This window comes from Bradyrhizobium sp. 27S5 (assembly GCF_037217225.1).
In the GTDB taxonomy this organism is placed as follows: domain Bacteria; phylum Pseudomonadota; class Alphaproteobacteria; order Rhizobiales; family Xanthobacteraceae; genus Bradyrhizobium; species Bradyrhizobium septentrionale.
The window spans coordinates 6,748,861-6,765,025 of sequence record NZ_CP147714.1 but is presented as its reverse complement, the minus strand read 5'-3'; the positions used below and the strand labels follow the sequence as shown (position 1 = coordinate 6,765,025).

Below are 16,165 nucleotides of genomic sequence, written 5' to 3'. Positions count from 1 at the left end.
AGCGAGCGCCTAATATCCCATCCTAGAGTCCCATGGCGCATCCGTCGCCACGCGGATCGTGTGCGCCTTTGATCGTGCCATCGTCCTGTATCACGATGGCTCCGGCCTGTCCGGCCAGCGGGCTAAGCGCGGGAATGGTCGCGATGCTGTGGCCGCGCCTCGCCAAATCATCGAGCGCGGCGCCGCTGACGCTGGCCTCGAGCTTGAGGCTGTCGCGTTGGTCCGAGAATGTCTTGCCAAGCAGGAAACGCGGGCGCGCCAGCGCTTCCTGTGGGTCGAGGCGATAGTCCAGGAGACGTGTGAGCAGCACCGCCAACGTTTGCGGTTGCCCGTCGGCTCCTTGCGTGCCGCACAGAGCGTATGGAGTGTCCTCCTTGAGGACCATGCTTGGATTAAGCGTATAGAACGGACGCTTCCCGGCGCGAACAACGTTCGGGCTGCGCGGATCAAGGCTGAAGGCGGCTCCCCGGTTCTGCCAGAGAATGCCGGTATCCCCGACAACGATGCCGCTGCCCCAGTCGTAATAGGTGCTTTGCAGGACGCTGACGCTGTGCCCGAACCGGTCGGTGACCGCAAAGTAGACCGTGTCGCCGGTCTTGAACGGATGCGGCCAGTCGAGCGCGCGGTCCATCTTGATCGATTGCGCCTTGCGCTTGAGGTGGCCGGGAGCCAGCCATTGGTCAGGCGGTTGTGCGGTGAAATCCGGATCCGCAATGCGGGGCCGGTCCAGGAACGCCTGCTTCACCGCTTCCACACACAGATGGTAGTGGTCCGCACTGCCTTCAGGAATCTTGCCGAGGTCGAACTCGCGCAAGACCCCCATGATGGCGAGGGTCGAAATGCCCTGTGTCGGCGGCGGCGGCGCGAGTAACGTGAAGCCCCGGTAATCGAGGCTGACCGGTTGCTCCAGGGAAGATCGTGTCTTGAGAAGATCGTTCGCGGTCACCGGAGAGCCAACTGCTACCAGCCCTTTGGCAATCCTTGCAGCAAGCTCTCCCTGGTAGAACTCGCGCGCGCCGTGCCGGGCAATCGCCTTGAGACTGTGCGCCAGGTTCGGCTGAGCAAAGCTTTCCCCCTCTTTGGGACGATGCCCGTTCGGCATGAACGTCGCGCAGAAGTTGGGCCAGCGGTTCACCTCGGTCTTTCTGAAGTCCAGCCAATACAGCTGTGACGCGGTGATCGGAAAGCCGTTTTCGGCGTAGCCGATCGCTGCATCCAGCAGCGACGGGAAGCTGAACTGCCCACCCCAATGTGCCCTCGAATAGGCATGAGCCTGCTCCCAGCTGTCGACGGCACCTGCCGTGACGATCGTGGAGCCGGGACCGCGGAAGGGGATCGCATCCTGGAAGTTCGGCAGATGCTCCACCGCCTGGCCGAGCCCCAGAAGGACATTCTTGCGCCCGCTGCGGTCGGCGATGATCCAGATGGCATCGCCGCCAATTCCGCAGAAGTGCGGGCAGGTGACCGTGATCACGGCTCCGACGGCGATCGCCGCCTCCATGGCGTTGCCGCCGTCACGCAGCACCTTCAGACCTGCTTCGGTGGCCAGCCCATGCGGGCTCGTCACCATGCCATGGGTCGAGCGGGCTTGCGTCAGCGATCCCGGTGCTGCCTCGGCAACGCGGTCAGATCGAGCGGAGGTTTTATCGACATGGAGATTCATCGTGTTCCTTCAATTCACTTGCAGACAAGGAGCGGTCGGCACTTTCCAGATCGTGATGCGATTTCATAAAATCGCACCACGATCCCGGCCCCTTTTGCCCGAGCATGATTTCCGCACAAACAAGTCACGCCTGTCGGGAGGGGACAACCTCAGGCAGGCGTTGATCTGCGGTTTCGGTATGATGGTGGTGAGCTCCGAAGTGCGCGGTCAGCCAGGCGTAGATCGGTCCCAGCAGATTCATCAGGAGCGAGGCCGCCAGTGCGGCGAGCGGATCGCCTGGTACCGGCCCAAATCCTCCGAACACGGTTGCGAAGTACGATGCGAAGCCGAAGAACATTCCCGGGACGAAGCTGAGGGCAGGAATGCGTCCCAGCAGCATCATTGCGCCGTTGAAGACGAACAGGATGACGCACTCGGCGAGGATCTGGGCAGTCCCCGTCAGGTGCTGCGCGGAGAACTTGAAGCAAACCACGATGATGTAGGCGAAAATGCCGCCGATGATCATGGTGGGCCAGAACTTCTTCAGCAAGCCGATGGAGGGCCCGCCGGCCGCGAATGTGCCCGCCCATGTGATGAAGATCGCCCACGGCGGGGAGTGGAATGAGGTCATGCTGATGAAGATCGTGGTGACGGCTAGAAGTGACGCGACAACTTCGGCTGGCAGCTTTGTCATGTGTGGTTTCCTCGCTTGATGCTTTTGTTTGTTTGTTCGGCTTCCGCTACGGCTCGCCCATCACGAATGAGCGTGGCCGCATTCCCTGCAGATTCGACTCTCATGCCGGGTAACGACCGTCACGCGTCCGCGCTTGAGAACCCAGGAGCGCGGCGGAATGTCCAGCAACACATCCCCGAAGGCGAACGTGTCGAAGATCACGATGTCCGCCGGCTTGCCCACCGCCAGACCGTACTGATCGGACAACCCCACCGCACGCGCGGCGTTGGAGGTGCCCATCCTGAGAACCTCGAGCTGATGTTCGGGCGTGCCAAACTGGATGAGGTGGGCCAGCAGACTGCCGATCTGAAGCGGGTCGGCTTTCCCGAACGGGGTGAAGGCGTTGCGGATGTTGTTCGAGGAGTAGGCAACATTGACGCCCGCCGCATGCAACGCGCGCACCGGTGTCAGGCCACGACGTGGCCGCGCATCGTCCTTCCGGCCGCCGAGATAGGTGTCCGTGGCGGGCAGCGTGACGATGGTGATGTCCGCTTCCCGCAGCAGATCAATGACCGGCTTTGCCTGTTCGGACGTCAGAGCACCGAGGCTCGTCATGTGGCCCAGGGCGACCCTGCCTCGATAATTCGTATCGATGGTTTTTCGCGCGATGTATTCCGCCGCGGCGAAGCGCCTGTCGTCGGTGTCGTCGGCAAAGTCGGCGTGCATGTCGATGTCGAGATCGTGCTTCAAAGCCAGATCGAACACCTTGTCGACATGTTTGCACGTATCGTCCCAGCTCAGCTCGTTATAGGGACAGCCGCCGACCACGTCGGCACCCATCGCTATTGCCTGCTCCATGAGATCGATCACGCCCGCGGTCTTCAGCAGGCCTTCCTGCGGAAAGGCAACGATTTGCAGATCGAGCAAATCCTTGTACTCGTCCTTCAGCTCCAGGGCGGTCTCGACTCCGATCAGTCCCTGGATCGGGTCGACATCCGGATGGGCGCGAACGAAGACCGTGCCGTTGCGGACCGCCATGTCCAGAACCCTGCGCGATCGCTCCAGCACATCGCTGCGCTCCTGCTTCGCCTTGAGGATTCCGGTGACCCGGATGGCTTCTTCGAGGGTTCCCGAACGAGCGGGCAGCCGTCGATGCACAAACGCCTTTTCCAGATGCAGGTGCGGTTCGATGAAGCCAGGCATGGCGACGCGGCCCTCCGCATCGATCTCCTCTTCACCCATCCTGTCGAGGCTCTCCTCAATCGCCGCAATTCGTCCTCCGCGAATTCCGATATCCATGAGGGGCTGCTCGTCGCTAAGCCGAACCTGGCGAACGACCATTTCCATCGATGATTCCTCCCTGGCTTCATCGGAGTTTTCTTTTTTGTTTCTCCGACGCGTTGAGAAGCCTAGGGCAGAACCTGCCGCGGGATAATCGGTGGGTTCCTAGGAGGCGGCTAGGAATAATCCTAGAATGCCGGTGTGAAGTCCTTGCCGGCGCGTCCCCGGGTTTGCAGGAGTGCCGCGTAAAACCGGTCGGATGTCGGGCGGATCACTCGACGAGCTGATTTCGGAGCGCGTAATGAACCAGGTCGACGACCGTTGCAGCCCCCATCTTTTCCATCAGGTTCGCCTTGTGGGTGCTCACGGTCTTGATGCTCAGATTGAGCCTGCGGGCAATGTCGGTGATCTTGCGGCCAAGAACCAGCATATCGAAGACTTCGCGTTCGCGTTTGGTCAATCGGATATGCGGGAATTCCGTCACCGGCGGCCGCCGGGCGGCTTCTCGCGTCGCCGCGCTGACAAACATTTCATCTCGCGCAGCGGTCCTGATTGCCTGGATCAGCTGATGACTTGCGCTATTCTTGGTGACGTATCCCGCAGCGCCCGCCTTCAGCGATTCGATGACGTACTGATGCTCCTCATGCATGCTGAGGACGACGATGCGAATCCCTGGATGCTTGGCCTTGAGGAGCTGGAGCAGCGGAATCCCGCTGATTCCAGGCATGGAGAGATCGAGCAGCACGATTTCGCACGGCGTCGTTTCCAGCAGCCCCAGCAGTTCCTCGCCGCTTCGCGCCTCGCCGACGATGTCAATATCTGCCTGATCCGCGAGAATCTGCTTCAATCCCTCGCGGAAGATCGTGTGGTCGTCGGTGATGATGAGACGTGTCATCGCCCGGTCCGGACTTCCTCGGAGACGTGGAGCGGAATGCGCACCGAAACGCGCGTTCCGCTATGCGTAGCGCCGGAAACGTCGATCGATCCTCCGAGGGAAAAGGCGCGCTCACGCATACCCACGAGGCCTAAGCCATCGCGCGGCAATATCACGTTGTCGATACCGCAGCCATCATCGACGATATCGAGCTGCAGCTCGTCCGCGACGTGCCGTGCGCTGATGTCGACCTGCCTGGCATGTCCGTGGCGGAGCGCATTCGTGAGTGACTCCTGGACGATACGGAACACGCCCGTGCTCACATCCTTGCTGTAGGCAATATCCTCCCGATCAAAGGACAGGGAGACGTCGAGCCCGCTCATCTCGGTGGAGTTCTGTGTCAGCCACTTGATCGCAGAGACGAGACCGAGCTCGTCCAGCATGATCGGCCTCAAGTCGGCCGCGATGCGTCGAAGGTCCGTCACCGAACGATCTGCGACAGAAACGAGTCGGTCGATATGGAGGCGCAGGACGTCTGGCGACGAGAACAGATGGTCCCGGATCCAGGTCAACTGGATCTTCATCGCTGTGAGTGTTTGACCCAGCTCGTCGTGGAGCTCCCTTGAGATTCTCGTGCGCTCCTCCTCCCGGACCGACTGAAGGTATGAGGAGAGCTCGCGCAACTGCGATCTGGAGCGGCGAAGCTCGTCTTCTGCCGCCCTTCGCTCGGTGATATCGCGGGATATGCCCACAGTCCCGACAATGCGCCCGGCTTCATTGCGAATGGGGGCTTTGATGGTCTCGAACCAACGCGGTTCGCCGTTGTTGTCGGGACGGGATTCCTCGTACCGTCGACGCCTGCCGCTCTTCAGGACGGCGCGGTCGGTGCGCAGATAGACATTGGCGATCTCCGGCGGCCATACCTCCGATGGGGCTTTTCCGATCACCTCGTGTTCAGGCAGGCCGACGACTTTCAGATAGGCCGAGTTGACTGCAAGATAGCGCGACTTGCGATCCTTGAGCCATGCCATGTCAGGAATATTGTCGAGCAGCGCTCGTTGCCGCTCCTGTTGTCCATCGCCGGTCATCGTTGAACACTATCAACTTCGCGATACCTGCATAGTGGAAAATCGTCTGTAGTATTTGCGCGAGGCGCCGTTGCTTTTCTCGCAAATGCGAAACGGATGGAGGGATGGTCAATCACCGCTTGCCGCGGCGTGCGATCGCTTCGTCGACGCGCGCCAGCCAGATGAACTCCAGCTTGGCGCGGGCTCCGGCGGGGATGTCGTCGTAGTCGCGCTTGTTGCGCGCCGGCAGTATCACACGGTCAGACCGCGGCTGCGGCGGCGACCAACTTCTCCTTGATGCCGCCGACCGGCAGCACGAGGCCGGGGTCGCCGTCTTCGAGGCCAGCTCTCACGGACGGTCCAGGGAAGGCCGCCTGCGAAAATCAAGTAAGCGGGCCTGTCGCATCGCTGAAAAAATGTTGGGGCGCCTGATATCGGGAAGGCGCTAAGGCTGTGTTGCTCGCTCGGATCGCGCCGGGGACGACCCATCGCGCAGGTCAAAGCGAGTCAGAGACAGACAGCGTTGGAGGCGTAACCATGTCACGTCACCACAAGATGCCGCCGATCCCGCCGGCCAACCGCAGCCCCAAGGGCACGGGTGGCGGAGTGGAGGTCAAGAAGGACACGTCATCCACCAAGGCGGTGGGCAACCCTGCAGAGCAGGGCGACACGGCCAACATCAAGCAGAACACGACGAACGCCGGATATTTCAAGGGGCGTCGTGCGGGCTAGCCAGAGCGTTTTCGAGCGAAGCCTGTCCCGCACTTGATGCGGGATGGACCGCGGTTCGCGTGAAGAAAACGCGTCAAAACAAAAAGCTAGAGCTTCGGTTCTGATTCAATCAGAACCGGAAATGCTCCAGCCAGGTGCTGCTTGCTTTCATTCCGCGGCGGCAGGCGTGGTCTTCGCGGCCTCCAGGGCCGCAGCGATCGCGTCGTCGACGCGCTCCAACCAGATGAACTCCAGCTTGGCGCGGGCGCCGGCGGGGATGTCGTCGTAGTCGCGCTTGTTGCGCGCCGGCAGCATCACCCGGGTCAGGCCCGCGGCTGCGGCCGCGACCACCTTCTCCTTGATGCCGCCGACCGGCAGCACGAGACCGCGCAGCGAGATCTCGCCGGTCATCGCGGTGTCGCTGCGCACGGTGCGGTCGGTCAAGAGCGAGGTGAGGGCGGTGAACATCGCAACGCCCGCGCTCGGGCCGTCCTTTGGCGTAGCACCGGCGGGAACGTGGACATGGATGTCGCTCTTCTCGAACGCGCCGGGATCGATGCCGAGCTGGGCAGCGCGACTCTTCACCAGCGTCAGCGCGGCCTGCACGCTCTCCCGCATGACGTCGCCGAGCTGTCCGGTGATCATCAGCGCGCCGCGGCCCGGCGTGCGTGAGGCCTCGATGAACAGGATGTCGCCGCCGACCGGGGTCCAGGCGAGGCCAGTGGCAACGCCGGGAATGCTGGTGCGCATCGCGATCTCGTTCTCGAAACGCGGCTGGCCGAGCAGCGTCACGATGTCCTTTGGCGCGATGGTGACGTGGCTCGTGCTGCCTTCGGCGATCTGCACCGCGACGTTGCGCAGCACCTTGCCGATCTCGCGCTCGAGATTGCGAACGCCGGCCTCGCGGGTGTAGCTCTTGATGATCAGCCGCAGCGCGTCCGGATCGATCTCGACCTGTTCGGCCTTGATCCCATTGGCTTCGAGCTGGCGGCGCACCAGATAGCGCTTGGCGATCTCGAGCTTCTCGTCCTCGGTGTAGCCGGGAAGGCTGATCAGCTCCATGCGGTCGAGCAGCGGGCCCGGGACGCCGTCGAGCATGTTGGCGGTGGCGATGAACACGACGCGCGACAGGTCGAACGGCACGCCGAGATAATTGTCGCGGAAGGTGCCGTTCTGCTCGGGGTCGAGCACTTCGAGCATCGCGGCCGACGGATCGCCCTGGATGCCGCGGCCCATCTTGTCGATCTCATCCAGCATCATCACGCAATTGCGCGCGCCGGCCTTCTTGATCGCCTGGATGATGTTGCCAGGCAGCGCGCCGATATAGGTGCGGCGATGGCCGCGGATCTCGGCCTCGTCATGCACGCCGCCGAGCGAGACGCGGACGAACGGCCGCGACATCGCGCGCGCGATCGATTGCCCGAGCGAGGTCTTGCCGACGCCGGGCGGTCCGAGGAAGCAGAGGATCGGCGCCTTGCCGCCGGGCGCGAGCTTGCGCACCGCGAGATATTCGATGATGCGGCTCTTGATTTTCTCCAGCCCATAATGATCCTGGTCGAGGATCTTGCGCGCCTCGGCAATGTCGATCGGCTTTTCCTCGGGAAGGCTCCAGGGCAGGTCGATCAGCCAGTCGAGATAGTTGCGCACCATGCCGGACTCGGCGGCTGCCTCCGGCATCCGCTCGTAGCGGCGCAGCTCTTTCTGGGCCTGGCTCTCGGCTTCCGGCGGCATCTTGGCCTCGGCGATCGCCTTGGTCAGCTCGGCCACTTCCGCGGCCTTGCCGTCGCCTTCGCCGAGCTGGCGCTGGATCGTCGCCATCTGCTCGCGCAGGATCGCCTCGCGCTGCCGCTCGTCGAACACCGCCTTGGTCTTCTGCCCGATCTCCTGGCTCAGCCTCAGCACCTCGATGCGCTCGGCGAGATGCCGCGACACCTTGTCCATCCGCGCCGCGAGATCGATGGTTTCCAGGATGTCCTGTTTCTCCGGCGGCTTGATGTCCATGTAGGAGGTTGCAAGGTCGGCGAGCGTCGCCGGCGAGGTCGCGCTCTGCAGCGCGGCGATCAATTCGGGCGGCGTCTGCGGCAGCAGTTGTGCGGCCTCCAGCGCCTGGCGCTGCAGGTTGAGGAAACGCGCCTCGATCTCGGGCGAGGTGGTGGTGGGCTCGGGGATCTGCAGCACGCGGGCCGCAAGGAACGGCGTGCCGGGCAGATAGTCGAGCACGCGCATGCGCTGCACGCCCTGGCAGACCAGATGATGGGTGTCGTCGGCGCCGGTGATGTAGCGCACGATGTTGGCGACGGTGCCGACACGGTACAGCCCGTCCGGGCCGGGATCGTCAGCCTCGGGGTCGCGCTGCAGCAGGATACCGATCTGGCGCTGCTCGCGCACCGCCTGCTGGGCCGCGGCGATGGATTTGGCGCGGTTGATCGAGATCGGGATGATGACGTCGGGAAACAACACGGTGGTGCGCACCGCGATGATGACCAGCGCGTCGCTGGGGATCGGCGCCGATGCCGTGGTCGAGCCTGAAACGTCTGAAGCAGCCATGTCGAAATCCTCAGCTCGATTTGCCAAGCCGCAGGCCGACGCAGCCATGCGCGGCAAAGCGACTGATGGTGTAGCGACCGGTCGGCAGCGCGATCCGGCGCTCGAACCGGCCCTGCGGCAGCTCGAGGCGCAGGATGCGGGCGTCGCGGAGCTCCGCGGGCAGGATGCGGCGGCCGGAGATCACGAGCGTGCCGCCGTCGAGCGCGGCCTCGACCTCATCGGGGTCGACCCCCGGCAGCGCGACCAGGATGAGGATTTCCTCGTCCGTCTCGATCACGTCCATCGGCGGTTCCCAGCTCGGCTCGCTGCCCGCCTGCGGGCGCAGGTTCAGGAAACTCTGGTGCAACCGTTCGGCCCGGGCGAGCGCCTCGATCGCGTCTGTCAGCATCCAGTTGATCGGATCCTTGGGGCCCATGGGCAGTCTCCACGTCGCATTGGGAGGCGAGGTTACCGGTCTTGCCGCCGACCGTAAACCGGCCCCTCGCGTCGCCGTTCGGGGGTAAAATTGTCCGAAATCTCGCGATTTGCGGCACGTGTGCGATGCGCCGCTGCACTCTGCCCGGACCGCAATGGCTCGATGTTCTGATCGCTGCCTACAGCCAGCCGGAACGCCGGAATCGCCAGAACAGCCCGCCGCATGCGACCAGCATCAGGCCCATCACAACGAAATAGCCGTACTCCCATTGCAGCTCCGGAATGTACTTGAAGTTCATGCCGTAGATGCCGGCGACGGCGGTCGGCACGGCAACAATCGCAAGCCATGAGGCGAGCTTCTTGGAGATCGCCGTTTCCTGCGCCTGACCGACCAGCAGGCTTGCTTCAAATGCAAAGGCGAGCACCTCGCGCAGGGCATCGATCCGTTCCTGGATGGTGCGGACGTGATCCGTGACATCCCGGAACAGCGGGCGCATGGTCTCGCGCACCATCGGCAGGTCGTCGCGCTCCAGTCTGCGGCAGACCTCCACCAGCGGCCCGACCGCGTTGCGCAGACGCAGCAGGTCACGTCGCAGCAGATACAGCCGCTCGATCTGCGCCCGCGTCATCGCGCTTGCAAGCACCTCCGCCTCCATCGCCTCGACCTCCTCCTGGATCGTCTCGAGCACCGGTGAGTAGTTGTCAACGATGAAATCGAGGATCGCATAGAGGATGTAGTCCTCGCCGCGGGCGAGCGCGCGCGGGCAACTCTCGCAACGCTCGCGGACCGGCGTGTAGGACGTCGAGGCGCCGTGGCGCACCGAGACGATGTATCCCTCGCCGACGAACAGATGCGTCTCGCCGAAGGCGATGCTCTCGCCGTCGAGCTGCGCGGTGCGTGCCACGATGAACAGCGCGTCGCCGTATTGCTCGATCTTCGGCCGCTGATGTGCATGGTTCGCATCCTCGATCGCGAGGTCGTGCAGCTGGAACTGCCGCTGCAGGCTTCTGAGCAGCGTGATGTCTGGCTCGTGCAGGCCGATCCACACCACATGGTCCGGCTTGCTGCGCCAGTTCGCGGCTTCGTCGATCGCGATGTTGGCGATGCGTCGTCCTTCGACGTAGACGCCTGCCGCGATCACGCCATCGGAATTGACGGGCCCGGCGGTTGCGACGGTTGGCGATACGAGGTCCATGGTCTCCACCCTCGGTTATCGAACCCGCTTGACGCTATTCGTTGCCAAAAGGCTAGCACTGAATGGGCGCCGGTCAACACGCCGAGACGTTGCGTCCCGGCTTGTGGGGGCGGCATGGGGCGCATCCCATTGGGGATTGGCTGGTCTTTATACGGCTCCTATGCCGCATCGCGGCGGGTCCTCTCGAATTCCTACGGTGTTGTCGGCATCTTTTGGGCTGACGCGGTGCGCTTGCGCGCCGCCAACAGGAAGGTGGGACATGACCTTGCTCCAACTCCACGATGTCCGGCCGCACCGTCCGGCCGCTGCCATGCACCCCGTACTGAAGCGGACGATCCGGCGGATCGTCCTTGGCTTCAGGGCGATCCACCGCTCGATCGCCGCCGCGAAGATCCATCGTCTGCGCAACGAGCTCTTGCTGCATCGCGGCCATGAGGACTGGGCGCGGATGAACCTGAACACGCGCGGCGGCGATGCCGAGAAATATCCGCGCCCGCCGGTCGTGCTCGGCGAGAAATGGGACTACTGAGATGCGTGTCGTTTCATCGATCCGTGTCCTGCTGCGCAGCGCGGCAGAGGGGCTGTTCAAATTCCTCGCCTGGATCGGCGAGGAGCCGATCAGCGTTTACCGACCCGAGGCGCACTACATGCGCGGCCCGGGACCGGCCTGGCGGGCCAAGCATCAGCCGGGTCAGGTTGCCTCGCTGCGGCGCGTCAGGTGATCGAGCAGATTCATCGGCAGCGGAAACACCACAGTTGAGGAGCGCTCGCCGGCGATGTCCTGCAGCGCCGCGAAGTAGCGGAGCTGCATCGCCTGCGGCTCCTGCGCGAGGATCCGCCCGGCCTCGACGAGCTTCTCGGCGGCCTGCTGCTCGCCCATGGCGTTGATCACCTTGGCGCGCCGCAACCGTTCCGCCTCGGCCTGCTTGGCAATCGCCCGCACCATGGTTTCGTTGAGATCGATATCCTTGATCTCGATCCCGGTCACCTTGATGCCCCAGGCGTCGGTCTGCTTGTCGAGGATTTCCTGGATATCGGCGTTGAGCCGGTCGCGTTCGGCGAGCATCTCGTCGAGTTCGTGCTTGCCGAGCACCGAGCGCAGCGTGGTCTGTGCAAGCTGACTGGTCGCAGCCATATAGTCGCTGACCTTGATGATGGCGCGTTCGGGATCGACGATGCGGAAGTAGAGAACGGCGTTGACCTTGACCGAGACGTTGTCGCGCGAAATCACATCCTGGGGCGGCACCACCTGTACCACCACCCGGAGATCGACCTTCACCAGCTGCTGCACGATCGGAATCAGGAGGAAGAGCCCGGGGCCCTTGACGCCGGTGAAGCGGCCCAGCGTGAAGACGACGCCGCGCTCATATTCGCGCAGGACACGAACCGCCTGCGTCAGGAATATCACGACAACCAGCGCCAGCGCCGCATAGCCGAAATAATCAAGCATCATGCTGTACCTCCCTGCCGGTGGCGATCGGCGCGCGCCGCACCACCAGCGTCAAATCGATCAGTTTGGCGACCTCGACGGTCTCTCCGGACTGGAACGTCTCGGTGCCGCGCGCTTGCCAGCGCTCGCCATTGGTGAAGACGTGACCTGATGTCCCGGACCAGTCGAGCACCTCGGCCGACAGGCCCTGCATGGCCTGGGCGCCAAGGCGCAGCTGCTCCCGGGCGGCGCGGCGCAGCGCGCCGAGCACGGCAACGAGGAAGGCAGCAAGCGCCGCCGCGGTGATGCCGATGACCCACCATGACAGGCCGTAGCCCGGCGTCTCGTCCCGGAACAGCATCAGCGCGCCCAGCACGAAGGCGACAAGCCCTCCGGCGCCGATCACGACCGTCGGGTTGAAGGCCTCGATGGCAAGCAGCGCGATCCCGACCAGCATCAGGGCGAAGCTCGCGTAGTTGGTCGGCAGCAGATTGAGGGCGTAGAGGCCGAGCAGCAGGCAGATCGTGCCGACGACCCCCGGGGCGACCATGCCGGGCGACATGAATTCGAAGATCAGCCCGTAGATGCCGACCATCAGGAGGATGAATGCAACGTTGGGATCGGTGATGACCGCAAGCAGGCGCGAGATCCAGCCCGGTTCGATCGCTTCGATCGCGATATCCTTCGTCGCAAGCCGTTGCGTCTTGCCGGCTGCGACCTCCACCGTCCGACCGTCGACCTGTCTGAGCAGATCGGCCGGATCACGTGCGATGATCTCGATGACATTGGCCTGCAGCGCAGCGTTGGTGGACAGGGTGGCGGCCTCGCGCACCGCCTTCTCGGCCCAGTCGGCGTTGCGGCCGCGCAGCTCGGCGAGGCTGCGGATGAAAGCGACGGCGTCATTGGTCGCCTTCGCCGTCATGGTATCCTTCGGTTGCTGCTGGCGGTCACCATCCTTGGTGTCCTTGTCGGGGCCGGGCAGACCCGGTACGCCGCCGATCTGCACCGGCGTTGCGGCCCCGATATTGGTGCCTGGCGCCATCGCCGCGATGTGCGTCGCATAGAGGATGTAGGTTCCGGCGCTCGCCGCATGCGCGCCGGAGGGGGCGACATAGCCGATCACGGGGACAGGAGAGGCAAGCACGTCGGCGATGATCTCGCGCATGCTGGTGTTGAGACCACCCGGCGTATTCAGCCGCAGCACGACAAGCTCGGCGCGCCGTTCGGCGGCCTTGGCCAGGGCGCCCTTCACATAGCTGGCCGACGCCGGCCCGATCGCTCCATCGATCGAAACGGTCAGGGCGAGGCGGCTGTTGTCCTCCGCGGCACCGGGACGGATGGAGACAAAGAGGGCGATGAGCGCGGCCGCCGCAACGAGGGCTGCCCTTAAGGTCTGCACGGCAAGCACTCCCTTGCCGAAAATATGGGGCGCCGCATCGGAACCTCAATATGGGGCGTGGTGTCACGGGCGATGCCGGCGCGTGCCATTGTGCATTGCGATGACTTGCGTCGGGCCGGCACGTCTCACTGCGCGGCGGCGAGGTATTCGTCGGCAAGCTCGGCCATCGCCTGTGCGAGCTCGGCTTTCGCCGATCCGTTGAGTTGGACGATCGGCAGCCGCGTCGCCGGCTGCATGAACCCGAGCAGCGCCAGCGCGAATTTCAAGGCGGCGGGATGCTCGCGCTCCAGCAGGGTCGCGAGCGGCACCAGCCGCTGGTGCAGCTCCCGCGCCTGATACAACCGTCCTTCGCGGAAATGCCTGTGAACGGCCACATACAGATCGGGCGCGACGTTCGCCACGGCCGAGATGCAGCCATCGCCGCCGGCCGCGATATAGGCGAGCGATGAATTGTCGTCGCCCGTCAGCATCCGGAACGTTGCCGGAAGGCGTGGGCGCAGGCGCGCCAGGCGGGCGACGTCGCCGCCGCCGTCACGCAATCCCACGATGCGTGGCGCTGCGGCGAGCTCGAGCAGCGTCTCGTCGGTGAGGCCCTTCACCGTCCGCGACGGGATGTCGTGCAGGATCACCGGCAGCGTGGTGGCCGCGGTGACGGCCTGGAAATGCGCGGCCATGCCCTGTGGCATCGGCTTGTTGTAATAGGGCACGACCGACATGATGGCGTCGGCGCCGGCCGCCGCCGCGGCCCGCGTGAACATGACGGCGCGATCGGTTGCGTTCGACCCGGCGCCGGCGATGATGCGGACCCGCTTGCGCGCGACGCCGGCTGCGATGCGAACCAAGTGCACGCGCTCCGCAGGCTCCAGCGTCGAGCTTTCGCCCGCGGTCTCGCCGACCACCAGCGCGGTCGCGCCGGCCGCGATCTGGCGCTCGCACAGCCGGCCGAACGCCTCGGCGTCGATCTCGCCCTGATGGTTGAAGGGGGTCGGAAGATCGGGGATGAAGCCCGACAGCCATTCGGCCGTGTCTGCTTTCGAAGCCGCTTTCGCAGTCGCCGCTTTCGCAGTCATGGGGGGCTCAGGCCACGCGGCTTGCGGGGAGGTTCGCGGTCTCGCCGCGCATATCGAGCTCGATCTCGCGCGACAGCTCGACGATCATTTCAGGGTGCTGGCCGTTCTCGAACAGCGCGTATTTGACGGCCTGGGCGCGGTTGACGAACAGGCCGCCATAGAGGCCGTTCTGTTGCTGGGCGACCCACTGGCCGCGGTGGTTGCGGCCGATGAAGACAATGGTGGACGCTGCGCTACACGAGGGAGGTTCGACGAGTTTCACGGTGGTAGGCCTTGCTCTTTTGTTTTTGACGCGTTTTCTTCACGCGAACCGGTATCCATTTCGCTCGAAAACGCTTCAGTCACAGTCACGCGATCAATGTCTGATTTGCCGGATATGAAATCGAGCGCGTGCGAGCAGCGACTTCATAGGAGCGGCATAGGATTTGAGGGGTGATTTCAGAGGCGCTGGATGATGCCGGTGCCGAGCGCGCACAGCGCGACATAGGCGGTCATCTCGTCCCAGTGATTGAGGTTTTTGGCAAACGGCATCTCGCGCTTGACGAGCCCGGCCAGCGCGCAGATCAGCGCCGACATCCACAGCAGCGTGACGAGGCCCTTGCCGAAGCCTGTGCCGGCGAACACGGCGAAGCCGATCATGATGGCGAGCCGGAAGCCGAACCGGACCAGGACCTGGGCCGATTGCAGCTGCCGCGGCAGTTGTTTGGTGTTCACGGCGGGGCCGCCATCAACCGATATTGTCGACGAACAGCGGTTCGTAGAGCGAGCGCGTCTCGCGACGGACGGTGGGTACGCTGGTCCGGCTGTCGGGCGCAGAGATCCGCTGTGCCTCGACGAAGGCGCTGAGGATCGCGAGCGCGAGATCGGTATGGTGGGTTTCGATCGACTGGTCGAGCCAGTCCGGAAGTTCGCGTTCGCGCGACAATGCGCAATGCCATTCGCCCTCGTCATAGACCAGGCGGCGGACCTGCCATTGCGGCAGTTCGAGATCGAGCAGCGCGATCGCTGCATCGGTCCAGGCGCCGGACTGGATCAGGCGCTCGACCCGGGCGCTCTTGCCGTTCTGCCCGACCGAGGGAAAGCGCCGGCAGGTCTGGCTGATGATGTCGGCCATGAACTCGGCAGTGACCGCATACGCGTCGCGCAGCCGGTCGCCGAGGTCGGTCGAGGAGTTTTGGGATAGCACGGACATGACGTCATCTCGTTCTACGCGCGGCCCAAGAAGGAGTGGCTCGAGGCATTGGCCGCAGGCCCAAAATGGCCGGATAGCCATTTGAAAACGAGATGAAGCGAGGGGCGGAGATATAGGGATTCCATAAAGATGGAACGGGTCCTGTCGTCCTGGCGAAAGCCAGGACCCATAATCACCGCATTCGGTGATGAACGGGATCGTGGCCCCAGCGTCGCGCAACGATTGAGATTTGGGGCGCAAGCCAGGACCCATTACCAGGACGACGCCGGAGAGCCCGCGGCACTTATAGGATTCCTATAACGTCCTTATGCGCCACATCTCGAAAACCTATGCCCCGGATGGCACCTCACCACCATCCGGCGCGGAGCGCTTATGCGGTCGCCCGCGCCCTGTGACGCATAGGAGTCTCACATGATGGACATTCTCATGGCGGCGCTCGGGATCGGCTTCTTCGCGGCCGGCATCGGCTACGCCTACGCCTGCGAACGACTGTAAGGGAGGCGGCGATGATCTTCGATTACTCGCTCGCCGGCCTCGTCTCGCTCGGCCTGTTGTTCTACCTCACCTACGCTTTGCTGCGGCCCGAACGCTTCTAGGCGATCGCGATGCTCGCGCTTTGCACAATTCTGCTAGCCGACGCGGTGCTGACCGGGCTGTTGCTCGGCCTGTT

General features: G+C 64.0%; 18 protein-coding genes and 1 pseudogene. 4 read left to right on the top strand and 15 right to left on the bottom strand.

What is annotated here, in order from left to right; all coding sequences use genetic code 11:
• Window positions 1–22 precede the first annotated feature (22 nt).
• From WDM24_RS31945 to WDM24_RS44555, 6 genes and pseudogenes are all read right to left on the bottom strand, one after another.
• Entirely contained in the window at window positions 23–1,570 is a 1,548-nt protein-coding gene (locus WDM24_RS31945) for a gamma-glutamyltransferase family protein (RefSeq protein ID WP_338832482.1), read from the bottom strand.
• A 217-nt stretch (window positions 1,571–1,787) separates the two neighbouring features.
• Complete coding sequence (locus WDM24_RS31940) at window positions 1,788–2,273, bottom strand: DUF1097 domain-containing protein (protein WP_338832481.1); 486 nt, start codon at window positions 2,271–2,273, stop codon at window positions 1,788–1,790.
• Between the two features lie 123 nt (window positions 2,274–2,396).
• Window positions 2,397–3,662, bottom strand: a complete 1,266-nt coding sequence (locus WDM24_RS31935) for an amidohydrolase family protein (RefSeq protein ID WP_338828593.1) — start codon at window positions 3,660–3,662, stop codon at window positions 2,397–2,399.
• A gap of 205 nt (window positions 3,663–3,867) precedes the next feature.
• On the bottom strand, window positions 3,868–4,491 hold the full coding sequence (locus WDM24_RS31930) for a response regulator transcription factor (RefSeq protein WP_166298353.1): 624 nt from the start codon (window positions 4,489–4,491) through the stop codon (window positions 3,868–3,870).
• Entirely contained in the window at window positions 4,488–5,558 is a 1,071-nt protein-coding gene (locus WDM24_RS31925) for a PAS domain-containing sensor histidine kinase (RefSeq protein ID WP_338828592.1), read from the bottom strand. The genes WDM24_RS31930 and WDM24_RS31925 overlap by 4 nt, the downstream gene beginning before the upstream one ends.
• A gap of 112 nt (window positions 5,559–5,670) precedes the next feature.
• A pseudogene (locus tag WDM24_RS44555) lies at window positions 5,671–5,860 on the bottom strand (S16 family serine protease); the annotation flags it as partial.
• A 214-nt stretch (window positions 5,861–6,074) separates the two neighbouring features.
• On the opposite strand from WDM24_RS44555, the gene WDM24_RS31915 reads away from it, so the two are divergent.
• On the top strand, window positions 6,075–6,269 hold the full coding sequence (locus tag WDM24_RS31915) for a hypothetical protein (RefSeq protein ID WP_035976334.1): 195 nt from the start codon (window positions 6,075–6,077) through the stop codon (window positions 6,267–6,269).
• Window positions 6,270–6,416: 147 nt separating this feature from the next.
• Here WDM24_RS31915 and lon read toward each other — a convergent pair whose 3' ends face one another.
• The 3 genes from lon to corA all read right to left on the bottom strand — a co-directional run bounded on the left by lon (window position 6,417) and on the right by corA (window position 10,405).
• Entirely contained in the window at window positions 6,417–8,795 is a 2,379-nt protein-coding gene (gene lon / locus WDM24_RS31910; protein ID WP_338828590.1) for an endopeptidase La, read from the bottom strand.
• A 10-nt stretch (window positions 8,796–8,805) separates the two neighbouring features.
• Complete coding sequence (locus WDM24_RS31905; RefSeq protein ID WP_029079092.1) at window positions 8,806–9,210, bottom strand: Hsp20/alpha crystallin family protein; 405 nt, start codon at window positions 9,208–9,210, stop codon at window positions 8,806–8,808.
• Between the two features lie 178 nt (window positions 9,211–9,388).
• Entirely contained in the window at window positions 9,389–10,405 is a 1,017-nt protein-coding gene (gene corA, locus WDM24_RS31900; RefSeq protein WP_338828589.1) for a magnesium/cobalt transporter CorA, read from the bottom strand.
• 259 nt (window positions 10,406–10,664) lie between these two features.
• Here corA and WDM24_RS31895 point away from each other — a divergent pair, with 259 nt between their 5' ends.
• Together WDM24_RS31895 and WDM24_RS31890 are read left to right on the top strand one after the other, a co-directional pair.
• Entirely contained in the window at window positions 10,665–10,934 is a 270-nt protein-coding gene (locus WDM24_RS31895) for a hypothetical protein (protein WP_338828588.1), read from the top strand.
• Window position 10,935: 1 nt separating this feature from the next.
• A complete protein-coding gene (locus tag WDM24_RS31890; RefSeq protein WP_166214621.1) occupies window positions 10,936–11,127 on the top strand; it encodes a hypothetical protein in 192 nt (63 codons plus the stop codon).
• Here WDM24_RS31890 and WDM24_RS31885 read toward each other — a convergent pair.
• The 6 genes from WDM24_RS31885 to WDM24_RS31860 all read right to left on the bottom strand — a co-directional run bounded on the left by WDM24_RS31885 (window position 11,097) and on the right by WDM24_RS31860 (window position 15,495).
• Window positions 11,097–11,858: a slipin family protein gene (locus tag WDM24_RS31885; RefSeq protein WP_029079089.1), complete on the bottom strand. Its 762-nt coding sequence runs from the start codon at window positions 11,856–11,858 to the stop codon at window positions 11,097–11,099. The genes WDM24_RS31890 and WDM24_RS31885 overlap by 31 nt on opposite strands.
• Window positions 11,848–13,233, bottom strand: coding sequence for a nodulation protein NfeD (locus WDM24_RS31880; RefSeq protein WP_338828587.1), 1,386 nt, complete (start codon window positions 13,231–13,233; stop codon window positions 11,848–11,850). Before WDM24_RS31880 ends, WDM24_RS31885 begins: the two co-directional genes overlap by 11 nt.
• A gap of 125 nt (window positions 13,234–13,358) precedes the next feature.
• Entirely contained in the window at window positions 13,359–14,303 is a 945-nt protein-coding gene (gene dapA / locus WDM24_RS31875) for a 4-hydroxy-tetrahydrodipicolinate synthase (RefSeq protein WP_338828586.1), read from the bottom strand.
• A 7-nt stretch (window positions 14,304–14,310) separates the two neighbouring features.
• Complete coding sequence (locus WDM24_RS31870; RefSeq protein ID WP_338828584.1) at window positions 14,311–14,565, bottom strand: hypothetical protein; 255 nt, start codon at window positions 14,563–14,565, stop codon at window positions 14,311–14,313.
• Window positions 14,566–14,741: 176 nt separating this feature from the next.
• Window positions 14,742–15,017 carry a hypothetical protein gene (locus WDM24_RS31865; protein WP_338828583.1) on the bottom strand — a complete coding sequence of 92 codons (276 nt, stop codon included), beginning with the start codon at window positions 15,015–15,017 and terminating at the stop codon, window positions 14,742–14,744.
• A 13-nt stretch (window positions 15,018–15,030) separates the two neighbouring features.
• Window positions 15,031–15,495, bottom strand: coding sequence for a hypothetical protein (locus WDM24_RS31860; protein ID WP_338828582.1), 465 nt, complete (start codon window positions 15,493–15,495; stop codon window positions 15,031–15,033).
• A gap of 506 nt (window positions 15,496–16,001) precedes the next feature.
• Here WDM24_RS31860 and WDM24_RS31855 point away from each other — a divergent pair.
• Window positions 16,002–16,091, top strand: coding sequence for a K(+)-transporting ATPase subunit F (locus tag WDM24_RS31855; RefSeq protein WP_016846764.1), 90 nt, complete (start codon window positions 16,002–16,004; stop codon window positions 16,089–16,091).
• The last annotated feature ends 74 nt before the right edge of the window (window positions 16,092–16,165 follow it).